The following is a 22252-nucleotide window of genomic DNA, read 5'->3' as shown; positions in this document are numbered from 1 at the left end:
TCAGGCGACTGACAACATGATAAAACGCATTCCGCTGTCCGCACTGCGCGTGGGGATGTACCTGACCGACCTCAACAACGACTGGGTACCCCACAATAATGAGCGCAGAAAGGGGTTTATCCGCAGCGAGGCCACCATCGAGAAGATTGCCCGCCTGGGGGTGAAGTACGTCTACATCGACACCGAGCGCGGCCCGGATTCCCCCGACGGCGAACCCGCCCACGAAGTGGACCGGGCCAACGAAGCCGCTCTGAACCGGGCAGCGGAAGAATCACCAGTCGCCTTTCGCCGGGCGGACGTCGCCGAGGAGATGACATCAGCGCTGGCCATTCACCAGCAGGCCCAGGGTCTGGTGGGCAACCTGATGCAGGACGTAAAACTGGGCAAGGCCATTGACCTGTCTCCGGTTCACGAACTGGCGGATGACCTGCAGGGGTCGGTATTCCGTAACCATAACGCCCTGGCCTGCCTGGGCCGCATCCGCGAGAAGGACAACTACCTGCTGGAACACTCGGTAAACCTGAGTGTGCTGATGTCCATTTTCGGCAAGTCGGTCGGGCATTCCAGTGATGTGCTGCACCAGACCATTGTCGGCGCCCTGCTTCACGATATCGGCAAGATTCTCACCCCGGACGAGATTCTCCACAAGCCCGGGCGACTGACGGCGGAGGAATTCGAAATCATGAAAGGGCACGCCGCCCACTCCCACCAGATCCTGTCCACCACCGAAGGCATTGGTGAGCTGTCCGTGCTCACCGCCGCCGAACACCATGAACGTATGGACGGGAGCGGCTATCCCAGGGGCCTGCATGGCGATGAAATTTCCATCTACGGACGCATGGTGGCCATCGCCGATGTGTACGATGCGATTACCAGCGACCGGGTCTACCACAAGGGCATGACACCAACCCAGGGCCTGAAGAAACTGTTGGAATGGAGTGGCGACCACCTGGACCCGATACTGGTGCGCCAGTTCATCCGTTGCCTGGGCCTTTACCCCGTGGGTTCCATGGTACTGCTGGAAAGCGGTCGCCTTGGTGCGGTGATTGAAGGTAACGAGGATGATCAGCGTCAACCCGTGGTGCGGCTGATGTACCACACCCGGTTCCGCATGCCGATCCCCCTGGAAACTCTCGATCTGTCACGGCCCGGGGTGCAGGACCACATCCTGCGGGCGGTGGAGCCGGAGGAGTATCACCTGGACGTGCGCAAGTTTCTCCACTGACAGAAAGCCGTCGCAGGCATGGCGGTGCTGTCAGGCCGGTGCGCCGGCGCTTTTCGCATCCATACCCAGCCGCGCCAGCAGGCGTTCGCATTCCTGGCTCCGGGACATGTCGTTGCCGAGCAGCCAGGCCGTGCGCATGACTGCCTTCGAGCGCTCGCTGGTACCCCGTGGCAGCAGATAGCAGGCGCCGATCAGGTCTCGCAGGGGCAATGGCAGTCGCCAGGCCACTTTCAGCACATTACCCAGCGGGCCGCTCCACTGGTACAGAGCCAGGTCAACATCATCGTTGTCCAGCGCACCATCAGAGGCAATGAACTGCTGGGCCGAACTGATCACCGCCAACTCACCCACGCGATGAAGCAGCCCGGCGGTGAAACAGGGGGCGGGATCCAGCCCCAGCTTGCGGGCCATGGTGCTGGCAAGCTCCGCCAGCTCAAGAGACTTCTGGCTCTGCTCACGGGCCAGCTCCCTGAGGTAGGGATCCGACAGCTTGTGGGTAATATCCAGGGACTGGGCCAGGGCGTGGTTCAGACTCATGCCAACGCCAAGCAGGGTAACCGCGTCGCGCAGGTTACCGCAGGGCTCGCCGGTGCGGCGGAAAGCGCTGCTGTTGGCCACATCCAGCAACCGCACCGTCAGTGCCGCCTCCTTCCGCCATTCCCGGGCCAGGTCCGCTGCTGACAGGATATCCGCCTGCTCGATCAGGGCCATCACGCTGCTGGGGTCCAGGTCGGCCGGCAGGTAGACCTGGGTGTCACTGGCCTTGCGCAGCATGGTCTCGAAACTGGTGTGCGGGCCATCGGGTGTGCCGGCCGGCACTAACGCGCGCAGTCGTTGCTGCATGACATTGGCGCTGAATGGCTTGGGGACGAACCCCTGGATACGGTAGCGGGCGGCGGACAATACCTTGTCCCTGTCCGCCTTGGCGGACAGCATCAGCACCGGGACATCACGGTCGCGCTGACGCACCGCCCGGACCAGATCGAGACCACGGCCATCAGGCAGCTCCCACTCGCACACCACAAGGTCCGGACGCACCTGCTCCAGGCCTGCCAGGGCTTCGGACACTGTCTGGAAGGTGTGGATGCGGGCACGGGAAAACAGGCCGGAAACGAGGGTTTCCATGAGTTCGGCCACGGGCACATCGGCATCGAGAATCAGAACATTCATGATTTGACGGTCTTTATAGCGAGTCCTGTGCCGACGACAGGTGTCAGTAGCACACTAATGCCTAGGAAAGATATCACAACACAGGGCTCCACACTGTCAAAGCGTGAAAATTCCTGCGTCAGTGGCCCACAGGATCATACCGCTACGGCAACCGGTAGCCGCTCACCAGGCCATTTACCTGCCCGACCAGTGTTTCCAGCCCGGTAGCAAGCTGGCGGACCTCATCAGCCTGCTCCAGCACGTCGCGGTTACGTTCCGCCACTCCCTGAACGCTGGCGTTGATCTGCGTGGATGTCGCAGCCTGCTGCTCTGCCGCAGAAGCAATCTGGTAGATACGGTCGGTGACTTCATCCAGCCCCTTGCCCACGGTATCCATCGCCTCACCCGCGTCCCGGATAGCCGCTGTGGTTTGCCTTGACCGGGCCTGGCCGTCATCAATGGCCTGCAGGGCCGAATCGGCGCCCCGGGACAACGTCTCGATGGTTTCGCGGATCTCGCTGGTGAATGCCTGGGTCCTGCGGGACAGGCTCCTCACCTCATCGGCAACCACCGCGAAGCCACGGCCATGCTCACCGGCGCGGGCCGCCTCGATAGCAGCGTTCAGCGCCAGCAAATTGGTTTGCTCGGAAATATCGTCGATGGAACCAATCACCCGGTTGATGGAGGCCACATTGTCAGCCAGCGAACGTACCGCTCCGGCGGAGACATCCAGGGCAGCGTCCGTGGACTCGGTCAGGCTCACCGACTCCGCCACCCGGCCCTTGCCATGGGATGCCGACCGGGATGCAGTGGCCGACGCTTCCGAGGTCTGTTGGGCGTTCTGTGCCACCTCCTGCACGGTCGCCGACATTTGCTCGGTGGCCGAGGCCGCCTGCTCCAGATCCACCCTCTGCCGGTCAATGATCGTGTTGGCGCGATCGCTGCTGCTGGTAAGTTCGGTGGCGCTCTGTGCCAGCTGACGCGCCAGGCCCGAGGCTTCCAGTACCAGCGCCGAGAACTGGTCCATCAGGCTGTTGAAGGCCCTTGCCGACGGCTCACCAGTAGCATCGAGCCGACCGGCAAGGTCCTGCTCGCCATTGAACTGGGCGACCACATCCATCATGCCGTCGGCGACGCCTCTCTCCCGACCCAGCCGGCGCGCAAAGAAGGTCAGGATCGAGGCTTCAAACACCACGAACGCGGCGTGCAGGAACGCAATGCCCCAGCTGCCGCCATGGCTGAAAATCATCACCGGCATGCCGGCGATACCGGCCTCGGCCAGCTGCAGACCGGTCAGGATCAGGTGATGCACCGCAATCACCGCGGCGCCCACCACGACCGGCAGCCAGTCCCGGTAAATCATGACCAGGGCCAGAGCGGCAAAAATATGAAAATGCATCTCGATCTGACCCAGCCGCGACTGGATCATGATCGCGGAGAAGGCCATCAGGGCTGCGGCCACCAGCACTGAAAAATTGCGGCTGCCCCGCAGTAAAACGTAGGCGGCCAAAACAATGGCACCCAACAGAATGCTGGCCGTCAGGGCAAATCCATGGCTTCCGAACCCGAGCGGAATCAGCAACCCGACCACCGGGACATGGGCCAGCAGAATCCAGAGCATCTGCTGGTCCGTCTTGAGGGTTTGCAGGCGGGTATAGTTGTTTTCCAGCATCAATCGACGACTCCAGCTTTGGATGCCCGACTGGCATACCTGTGATTCAGCGTTTTACATGGCCAGGACCACGTCGTATGTAGGGAAATTACGAAACGGAAATGTCGATGGATCTGTCCGGGAGGCGGGCAGTGCAATCGATCAGAATCTGTCCAGTTGCCGGATGATTCGCTGAACCCGGTTGGCGGCCTGCCGATAGAGCTTCAGCAGGCGCGGATCCCAGTTCTGCAGGTCCCGTTCCATGGCGACATCATGCTCCATGGTTATGGCCAGCTTCAGCAACCGGCCCAGGCTGCCCTTGCGATGCAGCACAGCCTTGCGGACATCATGTTCCAGCTCCAGGCGGCTGGTGAATTCCTCCACCGGAACCCCGAGCATCACTTCCGTGCCGGACAAAAGCCCGGTCAGGAACGCCTTGTCCGGTTCCGGGGCACTGGTCTTCATGCGCTCCGCCAGAGCCTCGCAGACGTGGGCACGCACCAGTACCACCCGGGCCTTCTCGGTATTGACCATCTGCAGGGAGCTGAGCATGGTCGCCCAGTGCCTGAGGTTGGTAATACCCAGCCGGATCACCACCTCGCGTATAGAAGATATCTTGCCGTGTCCGCGGTACAGAGGACTGTTCACAATGCGGATCAGATTCAGCGACAGTTCCGGATCCGCTGACAGGATGGCAGTCAGGTCACTGATTTCCGGGTCGGGTCGGTAAAGCACCGCCAGCAACTGGGTCAGCCGCAATCCGGACGGCGACAGTTTCTGGCCGGATATGAGCTGGGGGCGCGCCATGAAATAGCCCTGGAAGAGGTCAAATCCCATCTCCATGAACCGGTCCCGGGTGGCCTGGTCCTCGACCCGCTCCGCCAGCCAGAGCACATCCAGGTAGGCCAGATCCTGCTTGTGGCCGGCCACCTGTTCCGCTGTGAACTGGGTAACGTCCACCTTGATAACAGACGCCATCGGCAACAACGGCGCCCAGCTGGGCAAAAAAGCAAAATCATCGAGGGCAAAACGGAAGCCCTGGTCGTACCAGTGCTGAACCGCCGCTACCAGGTCCGGAGTTGGCTCAATACGCTCGACCAGCTCGATCATCACCATATCCGGGTCCACTGGCAGCACCAGGCCGGACAGCAGCAGGTCAGCGGATACGTTGATGTAGGCGAGCGCATTGTAATGAGCGGCGTGATCAATAATGCCCGCACAGAAGTTGAACAACACCTCGCTGGTGGCGCGGTGTTCACCCACGGCGAGGGCGCTTTCACCGGCATCATTGCGGAAAAGCAGTTCAACAGCCTGCATCTGGCTGTCACGGTCATAGATTGGCTGGGCAGCCAGCAGGGCCTGCGAGGACATCAGTTGTCGATTCCATTCCACCTGGGACCGAAGCCGCACAAACACGCCCCGGAACCCATCTCATCGCATTTCCCCAATCATGCGCCATGGAACGACGAAAAAACAAGCGCTTGCCCGGTCAGACTTGATTTTTATCTATACCCGGTTGTTCCGGAGTGCCTGTCCAGAATGCCCCCGATCTGCTCTCCCAGGGTCATGGGGTCAAACGGTTTCGGGATTACATCAATAGCTCCCAGCGCCAGATACTCCTTGATCTCGTCCGGCTGTAACCGGGCAGTCATGAAGATCACCGGCGTACTCTGCAAGCTTTCATAGGCCCTCAGGGCCCGCAATGTTTCCGGGCCGTCCATCCCCGGCATCATGACATCAAGCAACACCAGTTCTGGCTGGAAGTCATCGACAACCGACAACGCTTCAGCGCCACTTGCACACAATTTTACGTCAAATCCTCCGACGTCTCCGAGCGCAAGCTCCGCAATGGCGCGAATATCCGGATCATCCTCGACACACAGAACTCGCAAGCCTGAAAGCTTATCAATGCTCAACTGCTCACTCCTCTTCAGAATCCAGAGCCAGTCGCCTTAGCAACCGCTGATACTTCGTATCATCAGACGACCCTGCCTGATAAAACTGTGCTGGCGGTTTGAATGTCTCCCCGGGCTCACTCAGGAACTGTATAGACCGAAACACCATTACGTCCTGCACTCTTGCGCTGATACAGAGCCTGGTCTGCGGCCTCCAGAGCGACATCACCATCGGAAAAGTCGTTCAAGGCGGCAATGCCCGCACTCAGAGTGACACTGAATGAATCTTCGTCGTTGCCGAAAAAAAGCAGTTCAGAGAAGCTCCTGCCAATCCCTTCAATCACACTTTGCGCCTGCCCGACATCACACCCGGGAAGCACCACGACGAACTCTTCACCACCATAGCGTCCTATGACATCAGTCTCCCGAAGCCGGTTCTTCAGAAGATTCGCGAGAGCTTTTATTACGCGGTCACCGCAACCATGCCCCCAGGTGTCATTGACTTGCTTGAAATGGTCGAGATCGACCATGGCAACGCAGGACCGGTAGCCCAAGCGCCGGCAACTCGCCAACTCCTTGTGAACCTGTTGTTTGACCAGGGCATGTTTGAGCAACCCGGTAAGACTGTCACGATTCATCAATTCGGACAATTGGCGGGCACGGTGGCAACGATGCAGCACTGAGCGGACCAGGTAGTCATCTGTAATGGGTTTCGACAGAAACTCGTCAGCACCCTCGGACATGGCGACAAGCTGGCTTTCCGGATCATCCTCCGAAGACAGGTAAATAATGGGCAGGCTCAGCCAGCGGGGCTCGAAACGTATCAGGCGGGCCAGAGTAATACCGGACCGGCCAGCAAGGTTCACATCCATCAGCACTATATCCGGCTGAAACTCAGCGAGATCCTGCATCAGATGCCGGGTATCACTGACAAGCCGGACCTCGACCCCGGAGGATTCGAGCACCAGCCGGTAGTGTTCAGCCAGGTCAGAATCATCCTCGACAATAAGCACCCGGCCGGACAGCCGGTATCTACGCTCCGAAACCAGTCGCTCTATCGAGTCGGCCAGCCGCGGGAAATCCAGTGGCTCGGAAAAAAAACCTTCAGCACCGGCTTCCGCAGCCCAATACCGTTTTTCAAAAGAGTCGTGTCCTGCCAGACACAAAACAGGCAACTGCCGACCGCCAACGTTCTGGCTACGGCATTCACTGGCGACTCCCTCCAACTGCTGCTCGCCGACCACGAATACACTCGCAACACGGGATGACTCTGCAATCACACCTGCCAGATCTGGTGACGTCAACGAAACCTCAAGGCATTGAAAACCGTAACGCGCCAGTCCCTGGACCAGACTCAGGCGAACATCGGCCGACTGGTGGCAGACCAGAATCCGCACCTGCGTTCCGTGTGAGTCGTCGTCAACTCCCTCTACGGTCTTGTTTTGACTGTCAGGCACAGACGCCGGCTGATCTGTAACCAGCCCGAAAAGCCCCTCAATGCCTCGCAAAAACAGTGGCTCAACAGGTGCAATGGCATCGTCGGCCACACCCGTTGCGGCAAGTCGTTCCACATGTGGTTTCAGTGATTTTTCAAGCACCCTGGCCGCTTCACCCAGATCAGGCAGGCCAAATGTACCAGCAGATCCCGCCAGCCGATGCAATACATGATAGGCCTCCGATAATTCTGCACCGGTCAGCTTACCCTCGCTCATTTTTTCCGCCTGGCGCGACAGGAAAAGGATCTCTTCCCTGGCCCGTCCTGAAAATTTACTTCTCAGTGCAACCAGGCTGGCCTGTACATCATTGACACTCAACGGCATCCTCCCGACTATACCAATTCCAGCCAACGTCAACGGGTCACCTTCCGGGTATCATGAAACCACGTTTAGCCATCCCTCGCCACAGCCTTGAGGTGAGCCCTTGAGAAATCTATCCCTCGGTGGCCGGATCGTGCTTATTACGGTGGGGATCAGCCTTTTATCCCTTGCGGTCATTCTGGTGATCGCCTATCAGCAGTTGGTGTCAGATTTTGAACAGGTGCTCACCGAACGACAGCGAGTGGAAGCACAGCGCTATGCCATCGAGGTCGATCAGGCACTGGAACTCCGCCTGCTGGCACTCGAAGGCCTTGCCCTGCAGTTGACAGACGGGCAGCGCCGGCTACCCGAAAATGAGCTCCAGACGATTCTGGAGCGTCAGTCATCGGTTTCGAAGTATTTCGAAGCCGGCCTGCTGGTATTCGATGAAAAGGCAGTCGCCATCGCGGAGAACCGCTTCGTGCCTGGCCGCCTGGGAACCTCCTATGCGGATCGTCATCACTTCCGCAAAGCCATGGTTTCAGAGGAGCCTGTGATCAGTCGCCCTATTGTGGGTCGTACAACAGGACTGCCACTTCTGTCTTTCCTTTACCCCATACTCAGCGACGATGGCGACTTGCTGGGCTTCGCTGGCGGCATAGTCAACCTCAAGGAATCCAGTATCCTGCCCCGTCCGGAGCAGGAAAACACCGAGATCGTCTTCAACATTCTGGACACGGAATCCTTCACCCTGGTCGACTCCCTGGAGTCCGACAGGACAATGCCACCGCTACCTGAACCGGGTGAAAACCTTCTGATTGACGCCGCTCTCTCCGGAATAAGCTCTGGCGTGGTAACCGATGCCTCGGGTGAGCGTTGGGTTTACGCTACCCGTCACCTCCAGAGAGTGGGCTGGCAGTTTTTACGAGCCGCACCCTATCGGGAAGTCACAGAGCCGGCCAGGGCGTCGTTCCTGCAGTTTCTTACCATCAGTATGTTAAGCATGATTCTTATCATTATCCTGGCGGTGGTGCTGTCCCGGGCAACGACTCAACCGCTCAGACAGATTGCTGCACGTATGCGGGAAATGACCGAAGACCCTTCGGCCAAAAGCCGACTGCCGGAGTTCGGCGCCCCCGAGATACGTAATGTGGTGCGTGCCTTCAATCGTCTCGCAAAAGAGAGGGAAGCGCTCGACGATATGAAGGACCAGTTCGTTTCAACGGTCAGCCACGAGCTGAGGACCCCTTTGACCTCGATCGGTGGGTCCCTGAAGCTACTGCAGGGTGGAGCAGCGGGTGAGTTGCCACCCAAAGCCCGGTCGATGGTCGACCTTGCGATGCGCAACAGCGATCAGCTGCAACTGCTGATTTCAGACTTGCTTGATTTCAACAAAGCCATCGCCGGCCAGATGACCCTGGCCATCCAGACCGTCAACGCCCGGGCTGCCATCGAACGGGCCTGTCAGGGCAATCGGTCCACGGCCTCTGCGCGCTCCATCAACTTTGTCATCGAGGCAGACCCTTCACAGGAAGTTCAGGCAGACCCCCATCGATTGCGGCAGATTCTCGACAATTTCATCAGCAACGCCCTCAAATTTTCCCCGGAGGGTTCAAGCGTCACCATCAGTGCCACGCCGACAGAAAATAACTCGGTACGCCTCACCGTTGCGGACCAGGGTGAAGGCGTCCCCAAGGGCTTCCTGCCGCGGCTTTTCCAGCGGTTCGCCCAGGCGGAGCATCACTCAGAGCGAGCTTATGCCGGAACCGGTCTCGGGCTTGCCATCTCCCGTGAATTGGCCACCCTGATGGGTGGCAGGGTTGGATACCACTTCGACCACGGGGCCCGGTTCTGGGTGGAGTTACCCGTAGGCGACACCAAGACAGAACCTGGAGAAGCCAATGAAGGCACCGGATAACCCCCCTCATGAGCCGGACAGGCTTGCGGCACTGAAAAACACGGGATTGCTGGACACGGCACCGGAGGAACGATTTGACCGTTTCACCCGCATGGCGACCCGGATTTTCAACGTGCCGATAGCGCTGGTCACCCTGGTGGACTCGAACCGTCAATGGTTCAAGTCATCTCGGGGCCTGGGCGCAACGGAAACGCCCAGAGACATATCCTTCTGTGGCCATGCGATTCTCCGTCCCGGTCTGTTGATTATAGAAGATGCCCGGCTTGATGACCGGTTCAGCGATAACCCGCTGGTTACCGATGCCCCCCACATCCGCTTCTATGCCGGTGCGCCACTACTCTCGTCGGAAGGCCACAGAGTCGGAACCCTTTGCCTGATTGATTCGCAGCCCCGGCAGCTAAGTGAGGCTGATCAGGAAATTCTCCGGGATCTGGCCGACAGTGTTTCCCATGAAATCCAGATCCACCGTGATCACAACACCTTTGTTGACCTGTGGCAAAAAGAGCGGCGAGCCCAGGCCATTATTGAAGGAACACGAGTCGGTACCTGGGAGTGGAATGTCCAGACCGGTGAAACGGTTTTTAACGAGCGCTGGGCAAACATCTGTGGCTACACCCTGGCGGAACTGGAACCTGTTGATATTCAGACGTGGCTGGGTCTCGCCCATCCCGAGGATCTTCCGGGGTCGGAAAGGCGACTGGAAGCGCACTTTTCGGGTAACGCAGCTGAATATGATTATCGCTGCCGAATGCGCCACAAGGATGGCAGCTGGGTATGGGTACATGATCGCGGCAAGGTTCTGGAATGGTCGCCGGACGGCATGCCCCTCAAGATGTACGGCACCCACGCCGACATCACCCACGAGATGGAAAACCTCCATCGGATGGAACAGCAGAATCAGGCCCTGGCCATTCTTAACAGGCTCGCACTCGATCGCGCATCCTCGGTAGACCAGAAGCTTGGTGACGCCCTGAAACTCGGCGCTGAATTCCTTGAGCTGCCCACGGCCATGCTGAGTGAGATCGTTGGCAACACCTACACCATCAGGGACTTTTATTCAGCGACCGACGCCGGGCTGGCAGCCGGCGCAAGCTTTCCCCTGGAAAAGACCTACTGCGCCATCCTGCTGCAGGGAAAGGATCACCTGGCGATTTCTCACATGGCCAAGTCCGTTCATCGGGATCATGCCTGTTACCGGGCTTTTGGCCTGGAGACTTATATTGCAGCGCCGATACGCACTCAAAGCCGTCTGTTTGGCACTCTGAATTTTTCTTCCAGCATGCCCCGAGATACCGAATTCAACGAAACCGAAATCACCTTCGTGACTCTGCTCGCCAAGTGGATTGCCAGCCTTCTGGACGAACAACTGACCAGCCAGACCCTGAGCAAGCTGGTCAATCAGATTCCCGGGACCCTTTATCAATATCGCCGCTGGCCGGATGGATCCTCTGCCTTCCCCTACGCCAGCCCCGGAATCAGGGACATTTACGGCGTTAGTCCTGAAGACGTCATTACCGACGCTACATCCGCGTTCAACGCTATACACCCTCAAGACCTTCAGGCGGTGAGCGAATCCATCGAAACCTCCGCCAATTGCCTGTCGCTGTGGCTGCATCAGTACCGGGTCCGGAAAGGAGGAGGTTGGCGCTGGGTAGAGGGGAGAGCAACCCCGGAATTGCTGGCCGATGGCAGCGTCATGTGGCATGGCTACATTTCGGATATCGACGAAAGAAAGAGGGCTCAGTTGCTTCTCCAGGAAAGCGAGGAGCAATTACGGCGACTGTTCGAGCTTTCGCCCATCGGCATATCGCTGACCGACTACGAGTCGGGACAGATTCTCAGCGTCAATGATGCACTTTTGCAACCAACGGGCTACAGCCGGGCCGGTTTTCTCTCCCTGGAAATGGAGCAACTGGTCCCGGGACAGTACGAAGATCTGCGTGCCACCGCTGTGAAAGAGCTCAGCGAAAACCGGCGCTTTGGCCCGTACGAGTACGCTATTACCAAATTCGATGGGAGCACATTTCCCGCAATTGTTCAGGGCTTACTGATTACCAACGCTTCCGGTCGCTCACTGGTATGGACACTGGTCGAAGACATATCGGAACGGAAGAAGGTTGATCGCATGAAAAATGAGTTCATTTCGACCGTCAGCCATGAGCTGAGAACGCCACTTACCTCGATTTCCGGGTCGTTGAGCCTGATTGCCAGCGAAGTGCTGGGAGGCCTGCCGGAAAAGGTCAAACAACTCATTACCGTTGCCGCCCGCAACAGCGATCAACTGCGCCATCTGATTGATGACCTGCTGGACGTCGAAAAACTGGTCTCGGGGCAATTGGAGTTTAACCCCCGGCACAACAGCATGGAAACACTGGCCCGGGAAACCCTGGAGCAGCTGGATACTTACGCTTCGCACAAAAACATTCAGTTCAGACTGACGATCAGTGAGCCCGATATTTCAGCCACTATCGATGGCCACCGGTTCAAACAGGCCCTGAGCAACCTGCTCTCCAATGCCATCAAGTTTTCTCCGGCAAAAGCAGAGATAACGATCACTATCAGGAAAGCCGACACGGGCGTGATTGTTGAAGTAGCCGATCAGGGGCCCGGCATTCCCGAGGAGTTTCGTTCACGGATATTCCAGAAATTTGCGCAGGCAGACAGCTCCATAACCCGTGAGCAAGGGGGCACCGGCCTGGGGCTCGCCATTACCCGGGAAATCATGCAGCAGATGGGTGGCGATGTTGGCTTTGATTCCCCCCCCGGCCAGGGAGCGAGATTCTGGCTGGCAGTGCCCCTGCAAGCTGAGCGGTCATCTTAGCCCCCAAGCGACAAAAAGATCCCCATCAGCACCGGTGAAATAAACGACAGGATGAAACCCGAGGCAATGGCCACCGGCACGCAGTCCAGCCCGCCACTGCTGCGGATGACCGGCAGGGTGAAATCCATGGCCGTGGCACCGCCATAGCCAATCGCCACGGCCGGGCGCCTGAGTATCACCACCGGTATCAGGGCCAGGGCGATAATTTCGCGGATCACGTCATTCAGGAAGGCCACGCCGCCCCAGGCCGGCCCCAGGGCATCGCCAATCACGATGCCCGACAGGGAGTACCAGCCAAACCCGGACGCCAGAGCCAGCGACTGGAACAGCGGCACCTGCAGCAGCGGAGCCAGCACCAGGCCGGCAAGCAGGGAACTGGCGGCCAGGGTTACCGCAATGCCCAGCCCCTGCCTGTTCAGCAGCAAGCGGCGCAGGGAGAGACCGGCATTGCGCAGTTGCAGGCCGATCAGGAATAACAACAGCATCAGCGACCAGGTGGCAAGGTCTTCCACCCAGGGCCATGCCGGCAGCAGAAACCAGCCGGCGAGCAGCCCGCCCAGCACCGCCGCCAGGGGTCTGGCGGCCGCCAGGAACAGGCGCCGGTAACTGGTCACCCCGCCCTGGCCGCCGGTATCAATCACCATCGGCTGCCAACGGTGCCAGGCCCATAGCCCCACCACATTCACCAGCAACAGACCGGTCACCAGCAGACCCACCTGAACCGCCATGGCCGCCAGTTGCGGCCCGAGACCTTCCATCTGCCCCAGACCCACGCCCAGCAAGGCAAGGATGAAATAGACCAGCCCTTCCACCCCATAGTGGACCAGGGTCATCAGCGGACGATGGGACAGCGCAATGGCAAAACCAAGGAACAGAGGCACCAGAATCAGCAGGGCATCGGCCAGCACAACAACCTCTCGGGAAACAGCAATAGCGGAAAGGAATCAGAGCGTCGGTTCGAACTGCTCCGGGTCAAACACGTACTTGCCCTCGTTGGCCTCCGCGCGCTGACGAAGGTCCCGGGCCAGTCGCTGGGCACGAACCGTCCATTGCACGGGCTCGTCCCGGTGGGGTTCATAGCCTCGCTCCAGCAGGTTGCCGGTCAGCGCCCGTAGCGCGGAGACGGCACGATCCTGATCCCGGAAGGGCCCCTGGCAGCGGGTAACGTCCGGGTGGCCCTCGGGATCGCCGGCCAGGGCCACCAGCGACCACACGCCACTATCGACTTTCTTGATGTGTAATTCCACGCGGCGCCCGCCCCGCCAGAGGACCAGCGTATGCAGGGGCGCACGACCATGAAAATAATGGAGCTTCATGACAGGCTCAGTGCAGTGTCTGGTCGTCGCGATCCTGGACCAGCACCCACGGTGCCACCACCACCGCCCAGAGTTCGGCTTCGCGGTCATACCAGGCACGGGCCAGGTCAGGACTGACCTCCCCCACCTGATCCTGCACCATCCATTGCTGGAACTGGTCCTTGTTGTCCGCAGTCAGTTCGGCGGCTACGTCGAGCAGATCCAGCTGCGGCGACACACGAACGACATGGCCACGGGCATAGTAGGTCTGCAGTTCACGCCAGGCAATACGGGAGGTTTCCAGGTTGAGCCTGGCCTTGATTTCATCGCGGGATTGGGGGGATGACATGCACGTCCTCGGGAACACATTCGGCTTCAGCCAAGAGCGTCGCATGAAAGCCCGCCGGCGGCAAGTGCACCGCCGGCGGTTGGCGCAGGACAGCGGTCTCCTAGGATGCCTGCTTGATCATCTCCCGCACCACATAATGCAGGATACCGCCATGGCGGAAGTAGACCGCCTCGTTGGCCGTATCGATGCGGGACTTGAGATCGCAGGTTTCCGTGGAGCCGTCCTTGTAGGTGACCGTCATGGTCAGGGTCTGGCCTGGCTGGATATCACCCGCCAGCCCCTCGATGGAGATAGTCTCCTCACCGGTCAGTTTCAGGCTCTTGCGGTCCACGCCCTCGGGGAACTGCAGGGGCATGACGCCCATGCCGATCAGGTTCGAACGGTGGATACGCTCATAGGACTCGGCCACGACGGCCCTCACGCCCAGCAGGCGGGTGCCCTTGGCGGCCCAGTCGCGGCTGGAGCCGGTGCCATATTCCTTGCCGGCGATGACCACCAATGGTGTGCCCTGCTCCTGGTACTTCATGGCCGCATCGTAGATCGCCATCTCCTTTCCGTCGGGCACGAATTTGGTGAAACCACCTTCCACCCCGTCGAGCATCTCGTTGCGGATACGAACGTTGGCGAAAGTGCCGCGCATCATCACTTCGTGGTTACCCCGGCGGGAGCCGTAGGAGTTGAAGTCTTTCGGATCAACACCGCGCTCCTGCAGGTACTTGCCAGCCGGGCTGTCGGCCTTGAAGGAACCGGCCGGGGAGATATGGTCGGTGGTCACCGAATCCCCCAGCATGGCAAGAATATTCGCATCACGAATGTCCTCGATGGCGTCCGGTTCCGGCCCAAGGCCTTCAAAGAACGGCGGGTGCTGGATGTAGGTGGACTTGTCTGACCACTCATATACCTTGCTTTCCGGCACCTTGAGGGCCTTCCAGGTTTCGTCACCGTCGAAGACTTCGGCATATTCCTTGCGGAACATGTCAGTCTTGACCTTCTCCACCGCATCAGCAATTTCCTGCTGGCTGGGCCAGAGATCTTTCAGGTAGACCGGATTACCATCCTTGTCGGTGCCCAGCGGATCCTTGGTCAGATCCACCCGCACGTTGCCAGCGAGGGCGTAGGCCACCACCAAGGGCGGTGAGGCCAGCCAATTGGTTTTCACCTGAGGATGCACCCGGCCTTCAAAGTTGCGGTTGCCGGACAGGACCGATGCCACGGTCAGGTCGCCTTCGTTGACCGCCTTTTCCACCGGCTCGGGCAGCGGGCCGGAATTACCGATACAGGTGGTGCAGCCGTAGCCCACCAGGTTGAAGCCCAGCGTGTTCAGGTCATCCTGCAAACCAGCCACTTTCAGGTAATCGGTGACCACCTTGGACCCTGGCGCCAGCGACGTCTTCACCCAGGGCTTGGTGCTCAGGCCCTTTTCCACGGCTTTCTGGGCAATCAGGCCGGCGGCCATCATCACGCTGGGGTTGGAGGTGTTGGTGCAGGAAGTAATGGCTGCGATCACCACAGCGCCGGGATCAAGGCGGGTTTTCTCGCCGTCGAGGGTCAGCTCCTGGCTGGCGTGATGTTCGTAGCTGTCGTCTACGCCAACGGCAGTCTGGCCACCCTCGGATGCCAGCTTGTCCTCACGGGCCTGGCTGGGGCCTTCCGCGGTCTCCATCAACAGTTCGAAGGAGGCCTTCATGTTCTTCAGCGCCACCCGGTCCTGGGGGCGCTTGGGGCCGGCGAGGCTGGCCTCCACCTCGCCCATGTCCAGCTCCAGGGTATCGCTGTATAGCGGCTCATGGCCGGGTTCGCGCCACAGGCCCTGGGCCTTGGCATAGGCCTTGACCAGTTCCAGCTGGTGATCATCGCGACCGGTGAGCTTCATGTAGGTGATGGTCTGGTCGTCCACCGGGAAGAAACCACAGGTGGCGCCGTACTCAGGCGCCATATTGGCGATGGTGGCCCGATCGGCGATCGGCATGTCCTTGAGGCCGTCGCCATAGAATTCCACGAACTTGCCCACCACGCCTTTCTTACGCAGCATCTCGGTCACGGTCAGAACCAGGTCGGTGGCGGTAATGCCTTCACGCAGCTTGCCGGTGACCTTGAAGCCGACCACTTCCGGAATCAGCATGGACACCGGCTGCCCCAGCATGGCGGCTTCTGCCTCGATGCCGCCAACGCCCCAGCCCAGAATGCCCAGGCCATTGATCATGGTGGTGTGGGAGTCAGTGCCCACCAGGGTATCCGGATAGGCGAATGTCTTGCCGTCCTGCTCTTTCTGCCACACCGTCCGGCCCAGATACTCCAGGTTCACCTGGTGACAGATACCGGTACCCGGTGGCACCACACTGAAATTGTCAAAGGCCTGCTGACCCCAGCGCAGGAACTCATAGCGCTCTTCGTTGCGCTCCATCTCGATGGTGACATTGTCCTTGAAGGACGACGCATCACCGAACTTGTCCACCATCACCGAGTGATCAATGACCAGATCCACCGGCGACAGGGGGTTGATGATGGCCGGGTCCTTGCCCGCCTTCTTGACCGCCTCCCGCATGGCCGCCAGGTCCACCACGCCGGGTACGCCAGTAAAGTCCTGCATCAAGACGCGCGCCGGACGGAACTGGATTTCAGTGTCGGAGCGACGATCCTTGAGCCATTGCGCCATGGCTTCCAGATGCTTCTTCTCAACGGTGAGACCGTCTTCGAACCTGAGCAGGTTCTCGGTCAGCACCTTGAGGGAAAAAGGCATCCGGTCGAGATCGCCCAGTGTTTTCCCGGCCTTCGGCAGGCTGTAGTAGTGGTAGGTCTTGCCATCCACTTCCATGCTCGAGAGGGTGTTGAAACTGTCGTCACTGATACCGTTGTTCGACATGTGTTGCCTCCTGGTTCGTGATCATCAGATGCATAAAGGCCTGCAACGGGTATCCGGTACCGCCGAAACCTTCAGGATTGACTATGATCTACGGAAGTGTGCCGGGAAAGTCTTACCCGGATAAATCTCTATTAACTATTGCATCAATTGTCAGGACTTCAACCCCGAAACCCGATAGTCCGTTTCTGTGCCGGGATAGACATTACGGCATCAAACAATACGTTACCTTTGTTTACATGTTTGGGTCCGGAATAATCTTATAATAATCAAGCCCAACAGGAGTCTTCCCGAAATGGCGGCTACCAGCAACGCCCCTCCACTGTCAGCCGAAGCACCGGCCGGCTACCGGCTGATTGAAAAAATCGCCGAAGGCGGCGCCACCCTGATCTACCGGGCAACCCGGGAAAGCGATCAGCAGAGCGTTGTCATCAAGACCCTCAGGGCCGATCAGGCAACCCGTGAAAACATTGCCATGCTTCAGCATGAGGCGGATATCCTGTCCAGCCTCACCGGCGACAACATCATCGGACTGATCGAAAGCACCCGGGTACGCGACCTGCCCTCGCTGGTGCTGGAAGACACCGGTGGCCAGTCTCTGGACCGGCTGACCACCCACCGGCGCATCCCTCTCAAGGCCTGTGTGGGCATCGGCATTGCCGTGGCCAAGGCACTGAAAGAGGTGCACAGGGGAGGCGTCGTTCACAAGGACATTAACCCGGCCAACATTGTCGTGAATGCCAAAACCAACACCATACGCCTGGTGGATTTTGGCATTGCCTCGAATGTCGCCACCGAACAGGCGACCATCATGTCGCCCAACTCCGTGCCCGGCACCCCCGGGTACATGTCTCCTGAACAGACCGGGCGCATGAACCGCTCGGTGGACTACCGTTCCGACTTCTATTCCCTGGGGGCCACCCTTTACGAGCTGGTCACCGGGCACCCCCTGTTTTCGGCGAAGGAACCCATCGAGTGGTTTCACTGCCACATCGCCCGCACTCCGGTGGCACCGGCCGACGCCAACAGCAGTGTTCCGCGGGTGTTATCCGACCTGATCATGAAGTTACTGGCCAAGACCGCGGAAGACCGCTATCAGAGCGCCACCGGACTGCTCCATGACCTGCGGGAGTGTTATGCGCAGCTCAACACCAATGCGGCCATCCAGGACTTTCCTCTGGCATCCCATGATGTGCCGGATCATTTCCGGATTCCCCAGAAGCTGTACGGCCGTGAGAAGGAAGTCGGTCAGCTGCTGCAGGCGTTCGAAGCCGCCTACGATCAGGTATCCCTGGCGCTGGTGGCGGGGCGGTCCGGCATTGGCAAGAGCAGCCTGATCAATGAGCTGCATAAACCCGTCACCGCCCGTCGTGGCTACTTTATTGTCGGCAAGTTCGATCTGGTTCACCGGGATATTCCCTACAGCGGGCTGGCCGTTGCCTTGCGGGATCTGATTCAGCAGATCCTCACCGAAAGTAACGAGCGGCTGGCCCAGTGGAAGCACAAGCTGGAACAGGCGCTTGGCCCCAACGGCGCCCTGATGACCGAGATGTTGCCGGAACTGAAGCTGATCATGGGTGAGCAGCCGGAGGTCCCGGCCGTAGGTCCCACGGAATCCGAGCAACGCTTTCGTCTGACCCTGTTCAACTTTATCCGGGTCTTCAGCTTTGCCGATCACCCGCTGGTGCTGGTGCTCGACGACATGCAATGGGCTGACAGCAGCACCCTGCGCCTGGCTGATTTGCTGGTAGACCAGGTGGAAGGCGACCGGCTGCTGTTGGTGGGCGCTTACCGGGACAACGAAATCACGCCCGATCACCCACTGATCCAGACACTTCAGCAAATGCAGGGAACCGACGTTGCCCTGACCCACATCGAGCTGAAACCGCTGGCCGTGCCCGACATTTGCCGGTTGCTGGCGGACACGCTGTTGACCAGCAGCTCGGAGGCAGAGCCGCTGGCCCGGGTCATCCGCCAGAAGACCGAGGGCAACCCGTTTTTTGTAGAAGAGTTTCTCAAGGATCAACATGCCCGGGGGAATATCAAGGCGGACCCCGACACCGGCAAATGGATATGGGACATCGGGCAGCTGACGCAGCAGCAGATGACCGACAACGTGGCAGGGCTGATGTCCCGCAAGCTGGACCGCCTGCCGGAAACCAGCCTGCGGTTGCTGCGCCTGGCCTCCTGTGCCGGCACCCGCTTTTCAATATCGGTATTGTCGATGGTTGCCGACATGTCGCCGGCCAGGGTGGCCGAAGCCCTGCGTGTGCCCATCGAGGAAGGGCTGATCGCCCCGATCAGTGACGCCTACCAGCTGGCCGAGCTGAGGCAGGACAGGGATCCCGGAAGACTGACAGTTCGCTTTGCATTTACCCATGACCGCATCCAGGAAACCGCCTACAACCTGGTGGATCAGGACACCCGGCTGGCCGCCCACCTGGAGATTGGCCGTCAGTTGCTGCGCAACCTGAATGCGGTGGAGCGCAAGGAAGGTCTGTTTGCCATCGTCACCCACCTGAACCTGGCTGCCGGCCTGATTACCGACGACCGGGAAAAGCGCGAACTGTGCCGCCTGAACCTGGAAGCCGGTCACCGGGCCCGCCAGGCCGCCTCCTACCCGATCGCCTACAGCCATTTCCAGCGCGCCATCCTGCTACTCGGAGACCATCCCTGGGACACGGATTACGCCCTGGCCCTGAGCGCTTTCTCAGCTGCGGCGGAAGCCGCCGCCTACGTGGGTGACCACCGTGCCCTCAAGACGTTCCTGGAATCCGGGCTGACCAATGCCCGGGACCTGCTGAGCCGGGTCAACTTCCATGAGATCGAAATCGGACACCTGATCACCCAGGGGGAGCTGGAAAAGGCCATCGATACCGCACTGCCGCTGCTGAGGAAACTGGGGCACCCCTACCCACGACATCCCCGCAAGTGGTATGTCAGCTTGCGCTTTCTCAGGCTCAGCAGCCGTCTCAAGGCCATGAACCTTGATAGCATCAGGGAATTGCCGGACATGACCTCGCCCGAACACCGGGCCGCCATGCGTATCGGCGCCAGTATCGGCAGCGCGACCATGTTTGCCGAGCCGCTGCTGTTGCCACTGCTGTGCATCAACGGGGCGGAAATGGCCCTTCGTCATGGTCATACGCCGGAGGGCACCACCACCTTTTCGATCGTGGGTATGATGTATGCCGAGTCGCTGAACGATCCGGACACCGGCATCGCGCTGGGACGGCTGGCTCTGGACCTGAGCGAGCGCTTCAACAGCCGGCGGGGGCGAGCACATCACCTGTACGGTTCGCTGATCCAGCACTGGAAGGAACCCATCCAGAAAACCTATGAACCACTGCGCCAGGGCACGCGTTTCTGCATGGAGAACGGCGACTTCGAGTTCGCGGTTCACGCCTCCAACATGCTGGAGGAATACATGCTTCTTGCCGGCGAAGACCTGGAGAAAGTGGAGAGCCTGACAAGCCACCACCTGGGAGAGTTCCGGGCACTGCACATGGATGCCATGCTGCATCATCAGGAATCGCGGCTTCAGTTGTTACAAAACCTGCGCGGATTCAGTCACAACCCGGCCAGACTTATCGGCGACGCCTACAATATTGATGAGATGTTGCCAAAGCACCGGGAAACCAAAGATCAAGCTTTGGTCGACCTGGTCTTGTCCAGAGCCATGTATCTGGGCTACCTGTTTGACGATGAATCACAAAACCGGACCCAGCAAATCGCTGAACACATGGCCAGGAACCCTCCCGGCAGCACGGCATTCTATGTCGGGCGCTGGGCTTTGTTCATGCGAACCCTCGTGTTCCTGCGCAGTGCCGGCCAGGCGAGCTCCAGTCGTCGGCGCCGCAAGTTGCTCCGGCAGGTGCGCAAGGATATCCGCAATATCGCTAAAAGGATGAAGCGGGACCCCTACAACATGCCTGATAAGCATGAGTTGTGCCGGGCTGAACTGCTCAGGGTCACCGGCAAGCCGTTCGAGGCCCACGAGGCCTTCGATCGTGCCATTGAACTGGCTCGGACGAATGGCTTTCTGAGCGAACAGGCGCTGGCCAGCGAGTTGTGCGGCAGCATGCATATGAGTGCCGGCCGCAGTACCATTGCCATGCCCTATTTTTCCCGGGCCCGGGACCTCTATCGCCGCTGGGGTGCCCATGCCAAGGTACGACAGCTGGAGCAGCGGTATCCGGACCTGTCTCAGGAGCAGAAGTCTGCCACCCTGGCCGGCACCCGTGCCATGGCCATGCAGGAAGTGGACATGACGTCACTGATGAAGGCCCTGCGGGCCATTGCCGACGAGCAGATCCACAGCCGTATGGTGGAGGCCATCATCAACATCGCCATCGAGTTCGCCGGCGCCCAGCGAGGCATCCTGGCGTTGCGTGACGGTGACGGAGTGCTGCGCATCGAGGCGGAGGCGTCCGTGGATTCCGACGAAACGATCATTCTTCAGTCGGCGCTGCTGGAACAGTCGGAATCCGTGTCACAGACCACGGTGAACTATGTCAGCCGCACGCGGGAAAGCGTGGTGGTTGCCGATGCCCTGGCGGTGAACAGTTCAGTGCCCGGGCTGGATCGGGAGGAGTACATCCTGCGGGAGCGGGTGCGCTCTATCCTGTGCCTGCCCATCGCCATCGGCAAAGGCAGGGAACGGACGCTGACCGGCCTGTTGTATCTGGAGAATAACCATATCAGCAACTGTTTTACCGAGGCCCGTATCGGTGCGCTGGAGATTATTTCAGTAGCGGCGGCGGGTCGGCTGGAGCTGTCCCGCAAGGCGGCGGTGGATGGTCTGACCAACCTGTTCAACCATGATTATTTCCAGAATATGCTGCGCCAGGAGCTGGCTGGTGTGGTGCGTTATGGTCGCGAGCTGTCACTGATACTGATTGATATCGATCACTTCAAGCAGTTCAACGATACCTGGGGGCACCAGCTCGGGGATCAGGTACTGCGGGAGGTATCCGATCTGATCCGGGAGAACTCCCGCGAGAATGATACTGCGGCCCGTTACGGTGGCGAGGAGATGGTAGTGATCCTGCCGGGGGCTAATCAGGAAGATGCTGCCGTGGTGGCGGAGCGTATTCGCAAGGCCATTGAACAACATCAGGTGCGGGTGGACGATGAGGTGCTGGGTGTGACGGTCAGTATGGGGCTGGCAGCCGCCGGGCCCGGGGATCCGGACCCGAAGAAGCTGATCAAGCGGGCGGATACGGCGCTGTACAAGTCCAAGGCCAATGGGCGGAATCAGCTTACTTTGGCCGATTGATCTGCTTTGCTGTCC

Annotated in this window: 13 protein-coding genes; 4 read left to right on the top strand and 9 right to left on the bottom strand. The window is 59.6% G+C overall.

All coding sequences use genetic code 11. From position 1 onward, the window contains the following. Window positions 1-16: 16 nt before the first annotated feature. On the top strand, window positions 17-1225 hold the full coding sequence (locus IE079_RS09285) for an HD-GYP domain-containing protein (protein ID WP_189575707.1): 1209 nt from the start codon (window positions 17-19) through the stop codon (window positions 1223-1225). Between the two features lie 30 nt (window positions 1226-1255). Here the strand turns inward: IE079_RS09285 and IE079_RS09280 are convergent, their stop codons facing one another. The 5 genes from IE079_RS09280 to IE079_RS09260 all read right to left on the bottom strand — a co-directional run bounded on the left by IE079_RS09280 (window position 1256) and on the right by IE079_RS09260 (window position 7767). Continuing rightward, window positions 1256-2395, bottom strand: coding sequence for an HDOD domain-containing protein (locus IE079_RS09280; RefSeq protein WP_189575705.1), 1140 nt, complete (start codon window positions 2393-2395; stop codon window positions 1256-1258). Window positions 2396-2537: 142 nt separating this feature from the next. Further along, window positions 2538-4046: a methyl-accepting chemotaxis protein gene (locus tag IE079_RS09275; protein WP_189575703.1), complete on the bottom strand. Its 1509-nt coding sequence runs from the start codon at window positions 4044-4046 to the stop codon at window positions 2538-2540. Window positions 4047-4187: 141 nt separating this feature from the next. Further along, window positions 4188-5396 (bottom strand): EAL and HDOD domain-containing protein, encoded by a 1209-nt coding sequence (locus IE079_RS09270; protein ID WP_189575701.1) that lies wholly within the window; start codon window positions 5394-5396, stop codon window positions 4188-4190. A 131-nt stretch (window positions 5397-5527) separates the two neighbouring features. Then, window positions 5528-5941, bottom strand: coding sequence for a response regulator (locus tag IE079_RS09265; RefSeq protein ID WP_227712420.1), 414 nt, complete (start codon window positions 5939-5941; stop codon window positions 5528-5530). Between the two features lie 116 nt (window positions 5942-6057). Further along, on the bottom strand, window positions 6058-7767 hold the full coding sequence (locus IE079_RS09260) for a diguanylate cyclase (protein WP_227712419.1): 1710 nt from the start codon (window positions 7765-7767) through the stop codon (window positions 6058-6060). Between the two features lie 73 nt (window positions 7768-7840). Here IE079_RS09260 and IE079_RS09255 point away from each other — a divergent pair, with 73 nt between their 5' ends. Then, the gene (locus tag IE079_RS09255) at window positions 7841-9634 is read left to right on the top strand and encodes a sensor histidine kinase (RefSeq protein WP_189575699.1); all 1794 of its coding nucleotides are present in this window, start codon (window positions 7841-7843) and stop codon (window positions 9632-9634) included. Continuing rightward, entirely contained in the window at window positions 9618-12455 is a 2838-nt protein-coding gene (locus IE079_RS09250; protein ID WP_189575697.1) for a PAS domain-containing protein, read from the top strand. Before IE079_RS09255 ends, IE079_RS09250 begins: the two co-directional genes overlap by 17 nt. Here the strand turns inward: IE079_RS09250 and IE079_RS09245 are convergent. The 4 genes from IE079_RS09245 to acnA all read right to left on the bottom strand — a co-directional run bounded on the left by IE079_RS09245 (window position 12452) and on the right by acnA (window position 16962). Further along, complete coding sequence (locus IE079_RS09245; protein ID WP_189575696.1) at window positions 12452-13363, bottom strand: LysO family transporter; 912 nt, start codon at window positions 13361-13363, stop codon at window positions 12452-12454. The two genes, IE079_RS09250 and IE079_RS09245, sit on opposite strands and share 4 nt — an antisense overlap. Window positions 13364-13399: 36 nt before the next feature. Next, a complete protein-coding gene (locus IE079_RS09240) occupies window positions 13400-13771 on the bottom strand; it encodes a PA4575 family protein (RefSeq protein WP_189575695.1) in 372 nt (123 codons plus the stop codon). 7 nt (window positions 13772-13778) lie between these two features. Then, window positions 13779-14099, bottom strand: coding sequence for a DUF2288 domain-containing protein (locus IE079_RS09235; RefSeq protein ID WP_189575694.1), 321 nt, complete (start codon window positions 14097-14099; stop codon window positions 13779-13781). A 100-nt stretch (window positions 14100-14199) separates the two neighbouring features. Next, on the bottom strand, window positions 14200-16962 hold the full coding sequence (acnA, locus tag IE079_RS09230) for an aconitate hydratase AcnA (protein WP_189575693.1): 2763 nt from the start codon (window positions 16960-16962) through the stop codon (window positions 14200-14202). Window positions 16963-17254: 292 nt separating this feature from the next. On the opposite strand from acnA, the gene IE079_RS09225 reads away from it, so the two are divergent. Further along, window positions 17255-22237 (top strand): diguanylate cyclase, encoded by a 4983-nt coding sequence (locus IE079_RS09225; protein ID WP_189575692.1) that lies wholly within the window; start codon window positions 17255-17257, stop codon window positions 22235-22237. The last annotated feature ends 15 nt before the right edge of the window (window positions 22238-22252 follow it).

Source organism: Marinobacter zhanjiangensis, assembly GCF_014651935.1.
Taxonomy (GTDB): domain Bacteria; phylum Pseudomonadota; class Gammaproteobacteria; order Pseudomonadales; family Oleiphilaceae; genus Marinobacter; species Marinobacter zhanjiangensis.
This window is presented reverse-complemented; position numbering and strand designations above follow the sequence as displayed.

Coding starts and splice junctions, on each gene's coding strand:
- IE079_RS09250 (WP_189575697.1), top strand. CDS start 9,618: ATGAAGGCACCGGATAACCCCCCTCATGAGCCGGACAGGCTTGCGGCA.
- IE079_RS09240 (WP_189575695.1), bottom strand. CDS start 13,771: ATGAAGCTCCATTATTTTCATGGTCGTGCGCCCCTGCATACGCTGGTC.
- IE079_RS09225 (WP_189575692.1), top strand. CDS start 17,255: ATGGCGGCTACCAGCAACGCCCCTCCACTGTCAGCCGAAGCACCGGCC.
- IE079_RS09275 (WP_189575703.1), bottom strand. CDS start 4,046: ATGCTGGAAAACAACTATACCCGCCTGCAAACCCTCAAGACGGACCAG.
- IE079_RS09235 (WP_189575694.1), bottom strand. CDS start 14,099: ATGTCATCCCCCCAATCCCGCGATGAAATCAAGGCCAGGCTCAACCTG.
- IE079_RS09280 (WP_189575705.1), bottom strand. CDS start 2,395: ATGAATGTTCTGATTCTCGATGCCGATGTGCCCGTGGCCGAACTCATG.
- IE079_RS09285 (WP_189575707.1), top strand. CDS start 17: ATGATAAAACGCATTCCGCTGTCCGCACTGCGCGTGGGGATGTACCTG.
- IE079_RS09270 (WP_189575701.1), bottom strand. CDS start 5,396: ATGTCCTCGCAGGCCCTGCTGGCTGCCCAGCCAATCTATGACCGTGAC.
- acnA (WP_189575693.1), bottom strand. CDS start 16,962: ATGTCGAACAACGGTATCAGTGACGACAGTTTCAACACCCTCTCGAGC.